Here is a 17,548-nt window from a genome sequence, read left to right as displayed (position 1 = left end):
AAATTATAGCTCCAAATCCCCCTTGCCGATTACACGAAAAAAAGCCAGATAAAGCCTGAGCACTGTACTTACTCAAGCTTTATCTGGCTTTTTTTACAAATAATTCTATTTTCCACTCATCTGTTTCGCCGCACGCTTGCGCTGACCAGCAACCGCTCGGGTCATCACCCAAGTGGTGATTGGTACCGTCAGGATCACGCTGACCATGGCAAAGAGGATCATCAGAATTTCCGACACAAAGATTTTATCGTTGAGAATCTCACCAAACGAGTAGTGAACCCCCGTGAACCAGATGAACAACGCCAAGAAGCCCCCGAAGAAGCCAAAGAACAGCGTGTTGAAGGTGGTCCCGATAATCTGCTTGCCCACGGCGATACCATCCCCTAGGAGCGCCCTGGTAGACACTTTCGGGTGTTGCTCGAGGATTTCACTGAGGCCCGCTGCAATGGCCATAGCGGCCTCCGCAATGGCCCCCAGCGTGCTCAGGATGGCTGTAGCGGTCGTGACTTGCACAAAGTTGATCCCGACCAGCACGGACAACCCCTCCAAGTCCTCACTGTCTTCCGGACCGAATCCCTGGACCAACGCCCAGTGTTCGACCGGTACAATCAGTAAGACGAGAATGACCAGCACTGCCGCCGAGGCTAAAAACGCCACGGTACTCGACATATCATCACCGCTACTCATGAAGATGGTCAGTGCCAGGACCAGCACCCCCACCACTAGTGTGACGGGCAATGGCGGAAAGTGAAAGGCCACCAGCACGATGGCGAGAAAGAGCAGGCCGAAGTTCAAGAGGAGTGCTAGAAACGATTGAAGCCCGGCCTTGCCCCCGACGAGTACCATCAGGATCAACAGAATCAAACCTAAAACGTTAATCGTACTCATGCGCGCACCTTCTTTTCCATGAAGCGACTAGCCAGATAACTCGCTAATGGCACCGCCAGCACAATTCCGATCCCACTGATCAGGCTTTGAACGACTCCCATCGACATGTTCATCGAGAAGGTGTAGCCCCAGCTATTGCCATTCTTCAGATAGAGCATTGCCATTGGGAAGGTATCCGCCACGAAGATGAAGAAGAGCACGTTGATCAGCGGCCCCATGATGGTACTTCCAATCTGTCGGCCGGACTTAAAGACCTGCGTGGCTGACAACTCGGGCCGTTCCCGTTTTAGGGCGAATAACGACGAAATAATATCGGTCGACTCATCCATGACAGCTCCCAACGATCCCAATAACGTTTCGGCCAAGAACAACGGGCGGGGAAGTTGGGTGACGTACTGCATGGATTCGTAGTACATCCCCTTCTCGTGGGTGAAATGAAAGACCAGTAGCGCCACGATAATCGACAGCGCCGTGCCTCCCAACGTGGTCGCCAGCGTAATCAGCATCTGCCGGTTGGCGCCGATAACTAGCCATAGGGTCAGGGCCGCGAAGACCACAGCGAGACTGCCAAAGATCCACAGCACCCGGGCACCCTGCGTCGAGCCATTTAAAATGATGGCCATCAGGAATAGCACCCCGTTGAGCGCCACACTGAGGAACGCCATGAACCCACTGAACTGCATAATCAGCAGTAGTAGGCCCACGACCAGCCACAGCATGAAGACCAGTGCCGTATCCCGCTTGGCGTCCTTAGCCGTGGCCGTCAGCTGACCGTGTTGATGTTGATGAACGACGATGAAGAGCTGACTACCCTTGCGGTAACGCTGATCCATCGCTCCTGAAAGTGAATAAGTATTGGTAACAGTTAGCTTTTGTCCGCGGTACTTACCATTCAGAATATGACCATACAGTTTCTGCTTGGTCTGGTAATCCACGTTGTGAAAATCATCCTCGTCTTTGGTAGCTTGCCCCTTCTGGACACGAGTCACCTGCATGATGGGATCGCTGTAGAGACCCGCGTTGTGATGCGTTGCCCACACGAGCAGACCCCCGATCAGTAACACCAGCACCCACAGGCCAAGGGTGACCTTTCTTCTCTTAAGTAAGCCTTGCATAATCCCTGTCCCTTCCAACCTTTGACGCGTTGCATCCAATATACCACTTTCCGTGGGGTTACTTTTGGCCCAATAAAAATTTTAACCAAATCACATGAATCGCTGCTCTAGCAACCCTACCAGGGGGTGAATTATTGGAGAATCCTAGGCAGCCCTTGCAATTTGTGTGGATTAACGATAGAATGATACCCGATTGTTATTTTAATTAAGCGAGGGTTTTTACAATGAGAAAAGCACATCCAAATGGCGTTCAAGGTCGTCGGAAGGTTAACCGTAAAAAGGACCGGAAGCGACGCGACGAAATTTCAGACTTACAACGTTGGTTAAAGAACAAAAAGTAAATCTGACGCCTTACCGTAAAACGCACTGACATTTATTGTCAGTGCGTTTTATTTTTGTCCAGTCTTTTTTAAGTGCCTCCGGGCTGGTGAAAATGGGCTGTGGCGCTGAGGGCGGACGCCTAAAGCCAAAGAACGGTCTTTAGGCTTGGGAGTAAGCCGCTTAAAACCGCGTCTTCCCCCCACCCAATTATCTAACCGGCATGACCCTCGCCGCTAAGATAATTCCCACAGCTGAGCCCATTTTCACCAGCCCTGCGGCTTTACATAGTGTTAGGGCAAACGCACTTGACAATTATGACACTACCCCTCTGCCCTTTACGAATACACGCCAACCTCCCTTCCCATCTAAAATTCCCACAAAATAAAAAGGACCTGACAGTCGCCAGATCCCTAAAACGTTATTAATTTACGACTAATACACTTGTCTTAGAATTGTGAACCACGTAGCTCGTGGTGGATCCCATGATGGCCCGCCCTAAACCGTGTGAGCCGGAACGGCCAATAACCGTCAAGTTCGTGTTGAGCTCTTCTGGCAAGGTTACGGCAATCGTTGGCTTGGGGAGTCCCGTCTTGAACCGTGTTTCAACGGGCACACCCGCCTGCTTCACTTCTTCAACAGCGGTATCCAAGAACTTGGAAGCTGCTTCCTTGAAGTGGGTCACAATTTCACTGCCGAATTCCGCGCCGTAGTGGGCATAGGTCTGATCACTAGCGACGGAAACGATGAACAACTTCGATCCAAGCTTTTGCGCCAATTTGGTCGCCTCCACCAGTGCTTTGTGGGCATTCTTGCTCCCATCCATTGGTACTAAGATCCGTTCATACATGATATCCCGTCCTTTCCATATTAAACCATCAATGTGGTATCGCTTTCAACACCTTTATCATAGCAATAATTACGCCTCGTGAAAAGGTAAATGCACAAATTTTCACGAGAATTTTAGGGTTCTGGGTAAATGTTTAGCTGATTCTCATTCTGGCATTCCTTACGGTTTGTGGTAAGATTAATCAAACGACTCAATAATAGAAGGATGGTTTCCAAAATAATGAAGAAGTTTTTGTTGGGTGCCCTGGGGTTGCTTGCCTTAACCCTAGCCGGCTGCTCGAATAATAAAGTCACCACGAAGAAGAACACTTACCGCCCAACTGCACTGACTGCCGTTGTTAAGGGGACGGCTGGTGCCAAACAGGTGAGCTATCAAATTGACAATGGCAAGAAACAAACGGTCAAGACCAGCGGTAGCGCTTATTTCTTTCAAGTCCCCGCTGCCACTAAGGATCAAACTGTGAAGATTACCGCCGGCAGCGCCAAGAAGACAATTACCGTCAAAAAGGTTAAGGATTTAGGTAATTACAAGAAGCTTGCCGCCAAGTACAACCAGATGGTTATCGGCACCTACTTACCAACCAAGGTGCAAAAACAACTCCAATCCGCCCAAAAGAATCAGGCCGCAACCAAGAAAAAAATGACAGCCTTAGCTAAGACCGACCCAATGGCCGCCGCGGCTGCCGCTCAAAAGCAACAAGCCGCCGCTAAGCAGTTACAAGCCGAAATGGCCACGGCCAAGAAGAAGGCCAAGGATAGCCTCCTGCCAACGACGACCAAAGACGGCGTGAAGAACCTCGTCAACACCAAGTACACCACGGTGCGGGCCAACGTTCAAGATGGCAAGCTGATGGGCTTAGCCATGATTACGCCAACCAAGCAGATGAAGACCAAGACGGGCCAAAAGAAATTCGGGACCACCTTCGCTCTGCTGGGAAGCACACTGAACGCCAAGCCAAAGTACGTCATCAATAAGTTTGAAAAAGTCTTGAAGGACGCTAAGAAGAACAGCTCTTCCACGACGACCAAGACTATCAAGTCCAATGGTATCCGCTTCAATACCGGCTTTTCAACGGATCACCTCTACATCTACATGACAAAATAACAATCAACGAAGCTCAGTGGATATTACCGCTGAGCTTTTTTTCATACGGTCGGTCGCCTGCAGCTGTCGAGGTTCCGCCTGCCATGGGGACCGCCTACAGCCAAAAAACGGGCTTTCGGCTTGGTTTGAAGCCTTGCAAAAGTCATGCAAGTCTTCAAACACATCCCACGGTGTAAGGCCGGGAAGAACCACCCGGTCTAACACCGCCGTCACGGCTGGCTACACCCCGACATCCTCCGGCGACGCTACCCTCAAATATATCGCAACCTCTACAACGACATCATTAGCTAATCTTCAACGACTAATTCATCGCATAATTGTCAGACAAACGCCAGCCACCTACATTCCAGTGACCGCCCGATGATTCATGTGAACGACGCGTTTAGCCGGAGGTAACTAAGGAGGTAACCAGCCATATCGATGGCGTTAGGACGGGCGCTCGCTTCTTCCCGCTCTTACGCCATGGGACGAGCTTGGAAACTCGTGGTCTTGATGAGGTTTCAAGTCGAGGTTCAAGATCGCCCTTTGGCTTGGACCGGTCCCACATCAGGTGGAATTCTTGGCTACCGCAGGCGACAGTTGCCCACAAGTCTCACGAACAATAGCTACTGGGATAAAGTTAGTTAGCGTATACCCTGAACCAGATAACAAACTGAATTGTCCTAACCCTTCCTCCCTAAGCGCAATCATTTTTATCCCTAGCAATCAGGCGGCATAATAACGGTATGCTGAGGTAGTGAATAGGTGCGGTTATTTTGCGCGTCAAAATTTACTAAACCGGCTAGATTCGTTTTCAAGGGGGAGTTATTATGCAAAACGAAGAAAGAGTATTTGAAAATTTTCTACGGCAGTATCGGGAAATTTTTCGGGTGTTGATCAATGCGGCGGAACAAATTACCGGTCAGTACTCGGTTAGTTTTGAACAGTATCTGTTGCTGAAACAAATTCATGAGCAACGTAATATTACGCTCAGTGAATTGGCAGATTCCACTCGCACCACCCGTTCGGCTGCGGCTCGCAAGTTACGGGCCCTGCTATTGGACGGATTCGTTGAACAGGAAGCCAAGATGGACGATCGCCGCGTGAAGTACCTGCGGTTGACCGACAAGGGGACCACCGTAGAGCATGACATTCGCCAGGCTTTCCTGCAAAGTGCCGAAACTTGGAATCAGATTCCAACCAGTCTGACTTCGGCAGATATCACCGACTTCTTCACCCAGTACCAACAAAACATTGCGGTTTGGGATCGAACTCGACCAAAGTTTCAACGGCCGATCCTGCACGCAAAGCGGAAGGCCCTCGGTGGTGAATAGATTCATCACCACCATCGTCTGCCAGTTAACGTGACAACCACCAACGCCCGATGGGGAAAGCGGCCCGTCACGTTAAGATCCACACAGTCTTTGAGCTACCACAAGCATACAGTTTCCGTCATCGGAATAGGGGATAACGGGGTCAGAACTATGCGTTCCGGCCCCGTTATTATTGTCTTTGTTGGGTTTATGAGAGATTCATGATAAAATCAATTCCCTTTTATCTGCAAATGGGTTAACCTGTCACTAATGACTATTTTTAAGGAGGATTTCCTATGCGTATTAATCGTTTTGCTTCTGATGCACCTTCCGCTGATGACTTTCCAGTGGACGAATCCTTATTGACCAAGGACTTCTACGACGCCGTTAACGGCAAGTGGGCCGCTCAGGCTACCATCCCCGGCGACCATGCGTTGACTGGGGGCTTCATGGACCTGGCTGACAACATCGAACACACTCTGATGCACGACTTCAGTGACCTCTTAGCGGGCAAATTAACGCCGGCAAATCCCGAAATGGCGGAGTTCAAGAAACTCTACGGCATGACCAGCGACTTTGCCCAACGTGAAGCCACCGGCACTGCCCCACTCAAGCCCTGGTTGGCTAAAATTGAAGCGCTCAAGGACTTCGATGACCTCAGCGCTCATTTAGCTGAATGGCATCGTTTGGGCTTACCCGTGCCAATTGGCGTGGGTGTGGAACCCGACATGAAGGACACCAGCCAGTACGCCCTGTACGTGGACGCACCGGACCTCTTCTTGCCCGACAAAACCTACTATAGTAAGGACAATCCAGCTGCTAAGCAGTTGATGCCAATCTTCACGCAAACGGCGACGAAGTTACTGGAAATGCTCGGCTATGACAGCGCTAAAGCTGCCGAAATTGTCGAACAAGCCAAGGCCTTCGATGCCCAAATCGCGCCACACGTGAAGTCCTCTGAAGAAGCTGCCGACTACGTGAAGATCTACAATCCACGTAAGTTAGCCGATGTTGATGCCAAGGTCAACGCGCTTGACCTGACTGCGGCCATTACTGACCTGCTGCACGACACCCCAGAAACGGTTATCTTGCCACAACCAAAGTTCTTCGATGCCGTTAACGATATCTTGACACCAGCGAACTTCGACGCCGTTAAGAGTTGGATGTTGGTCAACACCGCCTTTGACGCAACTGGTCTTCTGACCGAAGAGTATCGTCAAGTCGGTGGCACATACAGCCGCGCTCTTTCCGGGAAGAAGGAAGCCCGTTCTCAAGAAAAGGCTGCCTATTACCTGGCCATGGGAAGCTTCTCCCAAGTTGTTGGGGACTACTATGGTCGTAAATACTTTGGTGAAGCGGCGAAGCAAGACGTCCACGATATGGTCGTTAAGATGGCTGGCGTTTACCAGAACCGTCTGAAGACCAACGACTGGCTCAGCCAATCAACGCGTGAAAAAGCCGTGGTTAAGCTACAAAAGTTAACGATTAAGGTCGGCTATCCCGATAAGGTTGACCCACTCTACGCCAAATTCAAGGTCGACACCAGCAAGTCCCTCTTCGATAATTTACAAGGATTCAGCGAAATTGTCCTCGCCGACCACTTTGCTCACTGGGGCAAGCCTGTCGACCGTGACAAGTGGGAAATGAGTGCCAACACGGTCAACGCTTACTACTCCCCTACCAATAACGAAATCGTCTTCCCCGCTGCCATCCTGCAGAAACCATTCTACAGTCTGGAACAATCCAGCAGCGCTAATTATGGGGGAATCGGCGCCGTAATCGCTCACGAAATCTCCCACGCCTTTGATAACAACGGTGCCCAATTCGATGAATTCGGGAACCTGAACAACTGGTGGACGGATGCCGACCTCAGTCACTTCCAAGACTTGGCTAAATCTATGATCAACGAATTTGACGGGATCGACTTCGCTGGCCAGAAGGTCAACGGGAAGCTAACTGTTTCCGAAAACATTGCCGATGCTGGCGGCCTGAGTTGTGCGCTTGAAGCCGCTAAGTCCGAAGATGACGTTGACCTGCGGGCCTTCTTCATCAACTGGGGTAACGTTTGGCGGATGAAAGCCACGACCGAATACATGCAATTACTGTTATCGATTGACGTGCATGCGCCAGCCAAGTTGCGAGCCAACGTGCAACTCAAGAACCTCGCTGATTTCTACAGCACCTTCAACGTTCAACCAGGTGACGACATGTACTTGGCACCAGCCGACCGGGTAAAGATCTGGTAAGCTTTGAAATTAAATCAATTATTTGGTCTGTACCAATCACTATAGCATAGCTAGCGATAGCCGTGTGTAAAGTCTCTGTAAAGGTGACAGATACGCCAGCAAAATAGGGCTACGACAACCGTCGTGGCCCTATTTTGTTGCTCTGAAATTGTTTGACAGCTGAAGCTCCGCAACGACTCCCCTAAACCAGGGTTCAACTACCGCCCCACAATTTGCATTCGCTAGCATCATGCTTCTAGCCATCTAAGCCGGTCAAACACTGTCATATCAAGGATGCTTAGAATCTTTGCTAGGCAATTCCACCAAATTTTGCTATGCTAAAGTCACTTATCGGAGGGGGCACCACCATGAAATTCGGGGAACGTTTGAAACAAACACGGCAACAAGAACAACTGACTCAGGCAACAGTCGCAGACACACTCCACGTCTCGCGCCAGACGATTTCCAGCTGGGAGACCGGCCACAGCTATCCAGACATCGATAGCCTAATTGCACTCAGCGACCTGTACCAATTATCACTGGATACGCTACTCAAAGAGGATCACGGGATGGCGGACACCCTGCGCAAACCAGAGGTCTTTGAAGCCATTCGACAACCTCTGCGCAACTTAACCATCGTCAACGTTATTTCCATGACCGCTTTACTCTTTGCGGATCAACTTGCTTCCACTAATTTTCTATTTTTTATCGTCGCCATGTTCAACCTATTCGCCTTGAGACAATTGCGCGAGTTTTCCGACACCTTGAACCAGGAGAACGACAACTCTCGTCGGCTACGACGCCGCCCCTGGATTATCGTATTCGCCATTGTTGGAACGATTGGTGCGATTTGGGCCTGGTTGACCAACAATTCCAATCTCACTACCGACTTCATCGCCTTTGCAGTCACGTGTTGGTTTGCCCTTTTCTTTACGGTAGTTGACCATCATCAGGCCTCGGGATCAGCACAGCTCCACTAAGTTTCAGCTCACACCTAACCTATAAACGACTAAAATCCGCAAGAATGGCTAACTAGTCAATCTTACGGATTCTTTTAGTATTACACGATATCTTTTGACAATTTGATTGTTTTCGAAACACTCTACTACGAAGCGTTGCCAACTATCCCTGCTTAGGCGTGCCGTGGGTGCGCGCCATAATCCGTCGAACTGCCGGCATGATGAAGAGTTCCCGGATAAAGTAAGCTGAGGTCAGCGTCTCAAAGAAGCTGAGAATGAACTGCACCGCCGTCATGTGACCCAGCGTGCCATTCATGATCAAGGCGCGCGTGCTCATGGTAAAACACATTACCAATAGCATCGTCCAACTACGAATCGTCCCGGCTTTAAGGTGAATCGCGTCTGCGTTAGCCATCCCCCGTGTCCACCATTTAATCAGCAACGTACTCAGGGTACTGGCAATCAAGAGATTGAAGACAAAGGCAAAGATAATTGTAGGAACGATCGACAGCAAGTACACCCGCCACATCGTGAGATTAATGCCCGCGTTAGCTGCCATTCCTAACCAGCTCATACTGCCCGCCATACCGGTACATAATAATAAAGTAAAAAGCAATCGCTGTTTAAAAGTCATGTTAGATCCTCCATATAGTTGATAAAGCAACTATTACAGAATAGTCGCATTTAGTTTATTTGTCAACCATATTCTATGCTATACTGAATAAAAAAGGAGGCCGTTGTCTTGGACATCGTTAGAATTGGGAAATTTATTGGAGCACTCCACCGTCGCTTTCAGACAGCCATGAACCGCGAGATTACGCTGCCCGACATCAACGGTACTAATGCGAACTTTCTACTCTTCATCAGCGAACACGACCGGGTTACGGCCAAGCAGATTACGACCGAACTCGCCATCAATAAGGGACTGGTCAGTCGTGAAATGACCCGACTCGAAAAGGCCGGCTACACCACTAGAACCCCTGACGACACCGACCACCGCACGACTTGGGTCAGTATCACTCCCCAAGGCTTAGCTGCCTGCAAGACGATTCGTCAGGTCAAACAGTCTCTCTGGGATCAAGTCCTCGAGGACACTCCAGACGCTGACATTGAAACGGTCTTCACCGAACTGGAAGCCTGGAGCAACCGGGCCAAGAAATTCGATCAGTCGAAATAGAAGAACACCAACCTAAAACGCCTCGAATCTTAACGGATTCGGGGCGTCACTTATTTCATAATCAATTCAGTTTGAGAACAAGAGCTGACAGCAAAGTTTCCCTCGCAGGTATCTATGGGGTCAACTGCTAAGTAGCTAACTTGATTATAGAATTCGCAAAAAATAAATTTCAAAAAAAGATATAAAGATAATTGTAACCAAGCTTATGAATATCGTTTGACTTTTAGTCATAGTCAAATTCACTAAGATTATCAAGCCGGCATATACCATTAATCAGAAAGTCTGGTTTTAACTTTTTAAAGCAAACCCAAAATACACATATACCAGGGAGATTGTAAAATATAACCGAACACTTGTAGACAAAAAAGCCCATAGAGGCCTTTAATAGAATTACCACAACACTATCAAAGGAGAACCTCTATGAGTAAGTCTACTTTATCATTTCAAGAACGAGCTGTCATCCAAGATTGGCATGATTCCGCAAAATCACTGCGATCAATTGCGCGACACCTTAATCGGAGCGTCTCGACCATCTCTTATGAACTACATCGTTTACGGGACCAGCCATACTCTGCTACGGCGGCTCAGAATCAAACAACTTCGCGTCGCACTCAGCGGGGAAGAAAAACCAACTTGACCGCAAATCTCAATGATTTTATTACTGAGGGGATTCGTGTACGGCATCTCTCTTTTGCACAAATTGCACAATTAACCGGTGAGGCTAAGCGAAACTTCTATAATTGGTTAGCTCAGGGCCGCTTAGAAATCACCTCTGAGGAGTTGCCTGATAGAGCTATTCGTTACCAGCGTAGCCATGAAACTCGCGGTAAGGCTGCTTGTGGTCGATCAATTGAAGAGCGAACTAACAACGGTCGCAAGACGATTGGTCAGTTCGAGGCGGACACTGTTCTATCCGGGAAAAAGAAAGGTCAAGCTTTGGCCACAGTGGTTGACCGCGCCTCACGTTTAACCATCACTCGCCGTTTATCTGGACGCGATAGTGGTGCGATGAAAGCTGTATTAGTGGATATTGCTAGCTTGTTGGGAGATAACTTTAAAACCGTTACGGTCGATCATGGTAAGGAATTCGCCAAATATCAAGAATTCGAAGACGAAACGGGCAAGCTTATGTACTTTGCGCATGCCTATTCTCCTCATGAACGTGGAACTAATGAGCAACGAAACAAAATATTACGGCGTTTTGTTCCTAAAGGGCGGCCCATCGAAGATATTACTGATGAAGAACTGGTCGATATCAATTGGAAAATGAACACCATGCCATTAGAATGCTTGAATTGGCGTACACCATTAGAGGTCTTCTGGGAACAGATGAGGTTCTAATAAGTGTTCGGATAATTCTTGCAATCTCCCACCAATAAAAAAGTGTAAAAATAGATCAATGTTGCAGCATCCTATAAGTATACACTTTCTATATAAGTATACTTATAGGGCCCTCGGATTCAGTCGTTATGCCCTTTGCATGTCTAAATAACTTCTGTATAGTACGAGGTGCAGATGGTGTCCGGAATTCAGACAATGCTCACCAGATATAAATAATAGTCCTTGTCCCCGCACTATACATATAAACGCAAATCAATAATTAGATTGGAGGACGTCAGTTGTTAACCTTATGGCATCGGCTAAATAAGCGAACATTATCTTCTATATTTATTATCGCGCTACTTCTTCCAAGTATTCAAGCTTATCAAATACTGCAGCAATTTACCCAACAATCTAACCCGTTTCACTCTTCCCCATACACCTTATGGATGGGGATCGATAACTTTAACTTTTCCCCAATTGCTTATTACCTGCTCTTACCACTAATTGCTGCAATGCCGGCAGCCACTTTGCTAAAAAAAGACCTAACTAGTGGCTTTTTCATGCAGGTAAAGTTGAAAAACACGTTGAAGCAAGTGCTTCGAAATTACTACGTTTTATCTTTTCTACTAGGTGGATTAATCGTCACATTACCCCTACTATTCAACTTTACAGCAATTGCATTAAAGGTACCTAGCACTTTCCCAGATAATCTATTAAACCAAAAGAGTGTTTAAATAATTATGTGTAAATAGAAAAATAAGCAATTGAAAAGGGAAAGCCTCTCCCTTATGATAGTTAGCAACCACACTCACTTCATAGGACATAGGAGGCTTTCCCCATGACTCAGTTTAACAAAGAAATTATGGCAGCACTAGCACAAAAGCAAGATTTGGACGAAGTTTTTCGGCAACATTTGGAAACGGCCATCAATGATTTAATGCACGAGGAACTTTCATCGTTCCTCGGTTATGAACCCTACGACCGCCAAGGCTTTAACAGCGGCAATTCACGCAATGGGCATTATCTGCGAACCTTTAAAACTAAGTATGGGGAACTAAACTTGGAGGTTCCACGCGACCGAAATGGCGCCTTTAATACGCAAACTATTCCAAGCTATCAACGCCAAACGGATGGTTTAGAAGCGACGGTTGTCCAGCTCTACGAAAAAGGGATTACCACTAGTGAGATCGCGGATTTGATTGAGAAAATGTATGGTGCTCATTACACACCACAAACGGTTTCAAACCTCACGAAGGTCGTTGACCAACAGGTCAACGCCTTCAAGACGCGCCCTCTAGCGAGTCGTTACGCAGTCATTTATGTGGACGCAACATACTTACCTCTGCGCCGGGACTCAGTGGCTAAAGAAGCCGTGCATATCGCCATTGGCATTCGACCAAATGGTATGAAAGAGGTCCTAGCATACCAAGTCGCTCCAACTGAATCCAGTACCGTTTGGGAAGAGCTTCTCGTGGACATTCAGCAGCGTGGTGTAAAAGAAGTCCTCTTATTCGTGGCCGATGGCTTAGTCGGCCTTACCAACACAATTGGTGACCACTTCCCTAAGGCTAAGCTCCAGCAGTGCCTGATCCACGTCAGTCGGAACATTGAAGCTCACGTTCGAACTAAGGACCGACAAGAGGTCCTTAACGACTTCAAACTGATCCATCAAGCAGCTACCATGGACGACGCAAAACAGGCCTTAGCTGACTTCATAGACAAGTGGCAAAAGGCGTATCCAAAAGTAACGGGCAAGCTAGAAAATAATCCTCATCTCTTGACCTGTTTCACTTTTCCAGCTGCGATACGCAGTAGCATCTACAGCACAAATCTCATTGAATCATTCAACAAGAAGCTAAAACGGCAGACAAAGAAGAAAGAACAATTTCCAAATGAACCAGCACTAGAACGCGTTCTGGTCACAGTTATTCGTGACTACAACGGCCAAAATTTTGAGCGAACGCATCGAGGTTTCAAGCAAATTCAAGATACGTTAGAATCCATGTATTAGAAGCTAGCTAATGGGAGAGGACTTCCATTTACACAAAAAATTTGACACTCCCAACCAAAATATTTTAGTCATTAATCGAAATACCTTACTAGTATCACTGTATTACAACCATCCCTTTATTCACTACTTGCTGAACGTAACAATGGTCTTCCTTTGGGGAGGACTATACGCTCTGTTTACGACCGCTATATCATTAATACTGCGTAATCGTTTTTTCTCCCTCAGCATTGGACTGTTGCTACAAATGGCCTTACTGCTATTCCAAGGCTTGCAAGTTACAGCGTATAGCCTATCTCCTGCGGATTTTCTTAAACAAACCGCGATGTCAGACGTCAGTCTTGGTACAACCTTAGCCACAACAACTGTAACCATTGGGATCACAGCAGTGCTTCTGAAGTTAGGAAGGAAAAAACTCAGTGATTTATAACGTCTTTAAACAACAAGTACAATATATGCCCCTCTACTTCAAGGCATTTGGAATCGCCAATATCATAGTTCTCTTGATCGTAACGTCTAAATTTATAACCATTATTAGCGAGCCAACTGTATTCACCAGCGGTTCAATGATGTTTGCCACTGTATATACACAAATGTTTGGTAAGTTTGCAATCGGTCTTATCTATTTACTGGTTACCTCTTTGATTGCTGTATCACACATTAGCTATCGGTTCACTGACTATTTAACCATTGGAACACGACAAATATTATTTTATCAGATACTAGTTCAATCTCTTCTAGCACAGTTCCTCTTATGGGCGCCGTGGGCGATGTTAACAGCCACAAGCTTCGTAGGTCTAGGAACGATTACAAATCCTCAAACTTTAGCTATTCTCCTACTAGGCCTGGTCCAAGTCTACTTTACCCAACTTTTTCTGGTACTTATCGCCCTAATTGGACTCATGTTAACTGAAAAAAAAGCAATTGGCATCTTCGTTGCCATATCGCTCAACCTATTGCTCTTCAGTCTACATCAAATAGGAATTAGTATGCCATTGGGGAGATTCACGGAATTCGAGACACCATTAGCAAAATTGATTAATTGTCTTAGTTTGTTACCAATGCTATACATTATTTCTGCGATTCTAAACGCTATTGTAAAAGGTAGGGATTATTAAAGTGGCCAGATTGATGTACGTGCAATTCGAATACTTAGCGTCACATGTCCTTCAACGTTTTTTATGGCTTATTGGAATTTATGTCGCTACAATTATCATCTTAAAAATACGGTTTCATTCTGATACTTCCATTTTAGAAGCTACTACGAATGGTCCAAGTTTTGAAATGATTAAGGCAGGTCAACTCTACCTACCGATTTTCTGGATACTATTATTAGTGTTGCCCACATTTATTATAGGTGATAGTTTTAATCAGATTCACCAAAGGCTATTTTCACAAATTAAAAGTCAGAGATTCACCAAAAATCAGGTAGGATTAATTAACTTATCATTCTTAGTCTTATTAGTCTTAGGTTATATGGGGGTAGTCCAAATAACCATGATTTTAGTTGATCTCACTTCTCTAGGATTCACTGGCTTTTTAAAACATAATTTGATTGAATACTATTTGACCTTTAATTTTATATTGTTCATGTCACTATTATCTCTTCTCATACTTCAGCAACTGTGCGGCTGGATTGCTAAAATTCTTCTGCTACTTGTGCCAACACTTCTCGTTGTATATACAGTATTTTCAATAAACACACTAAATCCCTTGAATCTGACAATGGCTTCAAGAAGAATGGTAATGCCTCATACCTCAATTATTGAACTACTGATTGGCTCCCTACTGTTGAGCATTGCATATGTGTCAATCTATGGAAAATTAGAAATGAAATGAGAGAAAATAATGAACTTAATTGAATTGACTAATGTCAGTAAAGTCGTAAAGGGTAGAACCTTGCTGGACAATGTCTCCCTAACTGTTAAAAAAGGTAGCATTACAACCTTAGAAGGAATCAATGGTTCTGGAAAAACCTTGATTCTAAAATCCATCTTAGGGCTAATCAAAACAACTGGTGAAGTTAAGGTCAACGGTGAATTGGTGTCAGTAAGTAGTCGATTCCCAATTAGAGCCGGTGCATTGATTGAATCTCCCAGCATTATAGAAGAATTTTCAGCATTTAAGAATCTTGAGCTCATTGCTAGATTACAAGGGGCCGTCAATGAAGACAGTATTTTAAATTTGCTGAATAAATTCGACTTACCTACTGATAAAAAGAATCGGGTTAGAAAATTTTCGCTAGGCATGAAACAAAAGCTGGGTATCGCCCAGGCGATGTTAGGAAGCTGTGAATTAATTGTCTTAGATGAACCCACTAATGCGCTGGATGAAGAAAGCATCCAGAAATTAACAATCTATATTCGTGAAATGAATTTGACGGGATCAACATTTCTAATTACATCTCATGATCGTGAATTTTTAGAAAGCATAACCTCACAGCGAATAAAGGTAAAGGCTGGCAAAATAGATGAAGAAGCATAATTTAACACTATATGGCCTCGTAATCCTCGTATTTTTGAGCTTAATCGGTGCAGGCGTCTGGCAATACACAAGAATAAACAGTGGGTCTAAGCATCCCGTGAGTGAAAAAATATTTTCCCAGAACAAGTGGGTAAATGCCCCCCAAGTTAGATTCAAGGTTTTAAAGGTCGTGACGTCAACCGGTGCAGATAAAAAACGTGCCGCTGTCACAATGCGAATTAAGCAGCTAGCACCTGGAAATTATGGTGCCATTAAAGGAAACTCCAATATTCTCAACAGCATTTGGATTAATATTCCTTATGGTTTTAGTAATATGAGTCAGTGGATGAAAAATGCCAACGGAACTCGCTACACGATGAAAGAACTGAATGATGGAAAAAGTAAAATCGCAAAATTCTATTTTACGACGCCCTCTTTTAACTATAAATACAGAACTGCACCTGCTCGACTAAGTATTTTGATACCGGATAATGATAAATTTGAGCACTACACAAAGTATTCCATGTTTATAGATTTATAGGTTTCAAGTGCCGACTTTATTCTAGATTAATTCAGGTCTTTAAACATGCTGATCTCTCATCAGAGCTATAGCAGCTGCTATCAAGAGCTTGCATCAGCAATTGCAACATACGCAGATTATCGCAACTAACAAAATTGGCTGACACGTCCCCAGTAAAACATAGGGAACATGCCAGCCAATTAGTAGCCTAGAAGTTCACGTCAATTTATGGCGTTTACCTCGAGGCAACCTTTTCTAATTTGTTATTTTTTAACCACACGCATTACTATTTCAACGTGCTCTCGCGAACAATCAACTCAGTCCCAATCGTCACCCGTTGCGGCGTCCGTCGTCCCGTTTTCAGGCGGTCGGCCACCAAATCGGCAGCCTCCGCACCCAGCATCTCCGTATTCACGTGAACGCTACTTAATTCGGGAAAGACATACTTGGCAATCGTGGTGTCGTTGAAGCTGAAGAGGCTGACACGGTCCGGTACGGCAATTTCATTTTCGCGTAGTGCCTTCAGTGCCCCAGCGGCCATTGGGTCGTTGCTCACGAAGAAGGCGTGGGGTAAATTAGCCCCCAGCCGCGTCACCGCGGCCTGCATCTGCTCGTAGCCGGACTCCGAGGTGTAATCCCCGGTGAAGACCAGCTTGGGGTCAAATGCGCCTCGCTTCTGCAAGTCACGGCAATACGCCGTGTACCGCGGATCGAGCACATCCAGCTTGCCATCCGTCGTCGACTCACTCCCACAGATCAAGCCAATCTCATGCTGATCGTGTTGCCAGAAATAGTCGACGACTTGTTGAACGGCAACATCAAAGTCCGTAACCACACTGTCATAACCGTGACCCAACTGATCCTGATCGACGAAGACGAGGTTACCGGTCAATTGCGACAACGTCTGAACCTGTTCGTCACTGAATTTACCAATGGCAATGACGGCGTCTACGTCTGGATCAATGGCCTGCAGGTTGTTCTGAAAGGTCCGAGTGGCCAGCATATTGAGCTGTTCACAGCGTTTCTCTAGGCCCAATCGAATCGCCATATAGTACAGATCATCGAGTTCCTTAGACTTCGAATACCACTGAACGATGGCGACCCGCAGTTGCTTAATCGGCGCATTGGTCCGGCGTTTGGACTTGGTATAGTTCAAGTCCTCGGCGACCTCAAATATTTGTTTTCTGGTGGACTCGCTGACCGACAATGTCCGGTCGTAATTCAAGACCCGCGACACGGTCGCTAGTGAGACCCCGACTGATTTCGCAATATCTTTTAAGGTGGCTGCGATCATCATCACCTCCTG

General features: G+C 46.4%; 17 protein-coding genes. 12 read left to right on the top strand and 5 right to left on the bottom strand.

Going from position 1 to position 17,548, the window contains the following annotated elements; all coding sequences use genetic code 11:
* Positions 1–105: 105 nt before the first annotated feature.
* From ACEPSU_RS03635 to ACEPSU_RS03625, 3 genes are all read right to left on the bottom strand, one after another.
* On the bottom strand, positions 106–888 hold the full coding sequence (locus ACEPSU_RS03635; RefSeq protein WP_260339675.1) for a YibE/F family protein: 783 nt from the start codon (positions 886–888) through the stop codon (positions 106–108).
* Positions 885–2,003 (bottom strand): YibE/F family protein, encoded by a 1,119-nt coding sequence (locus ACEPSU_RS03630; RefSeq protein ID WP_395322852.1) that lies wholly within the window; start codon positions 2,001–2,003, stop codon positions 885–887. The genes ACEPSU_RS03635 and ACEPSU_RS03630 overlap by 4 nt, the downstream gene beginning before the upstream one ends.
* A gap of 742 nt (positions 2,004–2,745) precedes the next feature.
* Positions 2,746–3,171 carry a universal stress protein gene (locus tag ACEPSU_RS03625; RefSeq protein WP_260339532.1) on the bottom strand — a complete coding sequence of 142 codons (426 nt, stop codon included), beginning with the start codon at positions 3,169–3,171 and terminating at the stop codon, positions 2,746–2,748.
* A 219-nt stretch (positions 3,172–3,390) separates the two neighbouring features.
* Here ACEPSU_RS03625 and ACEPSU_RS03620 point away from each other — a divergent pair, with 219 nt between their 5' ends.
* The 4 genes from ACEPSU_RS03620 (at position 3,391) to ACEPSU_RS03605 (ending at position 8,772) form a co-directional block, all read left to right on the top strand.
* A complete protein-coding gene (locus ACEPSU_RS03620; protein ID WP_395322851.1) occupies positions 3,391–4,275 on the top strand; it encodes a hypothetical protein in 885 nt (294 codons plus the stop codon).
* An 809-nt stretch (positions 4,276–5,084) separates the two neighbouring features.
* Positions 5,085–5,588 (top strand): MarR family transcriptional regulator, encoded by a 504-nt coding sequence (locus ACEPSU_RS03615; protein WP_020090022.1) that lies wholly within the window; start codon positions 5,085–5,087, stop codon positions 5,586–5,588.
* Positions 5,589–5,863: 275 nt separating this feature from the next.
* Positions 5,864–7,813: a M13 family metallopeptidase gene (locus tag ACEPSU_RS03610; RefSeq protein WP_395361598.1), complete on the top strand. Its 1,950-nt coding sequence runs from the start codon at positions 5,864–5,866 to the stop codon at positions 7,811–7,813.
* A 347-nt stretch (positions 7,814–8,160) separates the two neighbouring features.
* Positions 8,161–8,772 carry a helix-turn-helix domain-containing protein gene (locus ACEPSU_RS03605; protein ID WP_395361596.1) on the top strand — a complete coding sequence of 204 codons (612 nt, stop codon included), beginning with the start codon at positions 8,161–8,163 and terminating at the stop codon, positions 8,770–8,772.
* A 142-nt stretch (positions 8,773–8,914) separates the two neighbouring features.
* On the opposite strand, the gene ACEPSU_RS03600 is transcribed toward ACEPSU_RS03605, so the two are convergent.
* The gene (locus ACEPSU_RS03600; RefSeq protein ID WP_395322848.1) at positions 8,915–9,385 is read right to left on the bottom strand and encodes a hypothetical protein; all 471 of its coding nucleotides are present in this window, start codon (positions 9,383–9,385) and stop codon (positions 8,915–8,917) included.
* Positions 9,386–9,493: 108 nt separating this feature from the next.
* Here ACEPSU_RS03600 and ACEPSU_RS03595 point away from each other — a divergent pair, with 108 nt between their 5' ends.
* The 8 genes from ACEPSU_RS03595 to ACEPSU_RS03560 all read left to right on the top strand — a co-directional run bounded on the left by ACEPSU_RS03595 (position 9,494) and on the right by ACEPSU_RS03560 (position 16,263).
* Complete coding sequence (locus ACEPSU_RS03595) at positions 9,494–9,928, top strand: MarR family winged helix-turn-helix transcriptional regulator (RefSeq protein ID WP_395322847.1); 435 nt, start codon at positions 9,494–9,496, stop codon at positions 9,926–9,928.
* 420 nt (positions 9,929–10,348) lie between these two features.
* The gene (locus ACEPSU_RS03590) at positions 10,349–11,269 is read left to right on the top strand and encodes an IS30 family transposase (RefSeq protein ID WP_056944246.1); all 921 of its coding nucleotides are present in this window, start codon (positions 10,349–10,351) and stop codon (positions 11,267–11,269) included.
* A 278-nt stretch (positions 11,270–11,547) separates the two neighbouring features.
* Positions 11,548–11,985 (top strand): hypothetical protein, encoded by a 438-nt coding sequence (locus ACEPSU_RS03585; RefSeq protein WP_395322846.1) that lies wholly within the window; start codon positions 11,548–11,550, stop codon positions 11,983–11,985.
* Between the two features lie 104 nt (positions 11,986–12,089).
* On the top strand, positions 12,090–13,262 hold the full coding sequence (locus ACEPSU_RS03580; RefSeq protein WP_057879063.1) for an IS256 family transposase: 1,173 nt from the start codon (positions 12,090–12,092) through the stop codon (positions 13,260–13,262).
* Between the two features lie 416 nt (positions 13,263–13,678).
* Positions 13,679–14,377, top strand: a complete 699-nt coding sequence (locus tag ACEPSU_RS03575; protein ID WP_395322845.1) for a hypothetical protein — start codon at positions 13,679–13,681, stop codon at positions 14,375–14,377.
* A gap of 19 nt (positions 14,378–14,396) precedes the next feature.
* Positions 14,397–15,098 (top strand): hypothetical protein, encoded by a 702-nt coding sequence (locus ACEPSU_RS03570; RefSeq protein WP_395361594.1) that lies wholly within the window; start codon positions 14,397–14,399, stop codon positions 15,096–15,098.
* A 9-nt stretch (positions 15,099–15,107) separates the two neighbouring features.
* Positions 15,108–15,743: an ATP-binding cassette domain-containing protein gene (locus ACEPSU_RS03565; RefSeq protein ID WP_260340156.1), complete on the top strand. Its 636-nt coding sequence runs from the start codon at positions 15,108–15,110 to the stop codon at positions 15,741–15,743.
* Entirely contained in the window at positions 15,730–16,263 is a 534-nt protein-coding gene (locus ACEPSU_RS03560) for a hypothetical protein (protein ID WP_395322844.1), read from the top strand. Before ACEPSU_RS03565 ends, ACEPSU_RS03560 begins: the two co-directional genes overlap by 14 nt.
* Before the next feature lie 265 nt (positions 16,264–16,528).
* Here ACEPSU_RS03560 and ACEPSU_RS03555 read toward each other — a convergent pair whose 3' ends face one another.
* Entirely contained in the window at positions 16,529–17,533 is a 1,005-nt protein-coding gene (locus ACEPSU_RS03555) for a LacI family DNA-binding transcriptional regulator (protein WP_395323623.1), read from the bottom strand.
* Positions 17,534–17,548 lie beyond the last annotated feature (15 nt).

The sequence above is a fragment of the Levilactobacillus parabrevis genome, assembly GCF_044051715.1.
Lineage (GTDB): Bacteria > Bacillota > Bacilli > Lactobacillales > Lactobacillaceae > Levilactobacillus > Levilactobacillus parabrevis.
This window is presented reverse-complemented; position numbering and strand designations above follow the sequence as displayed.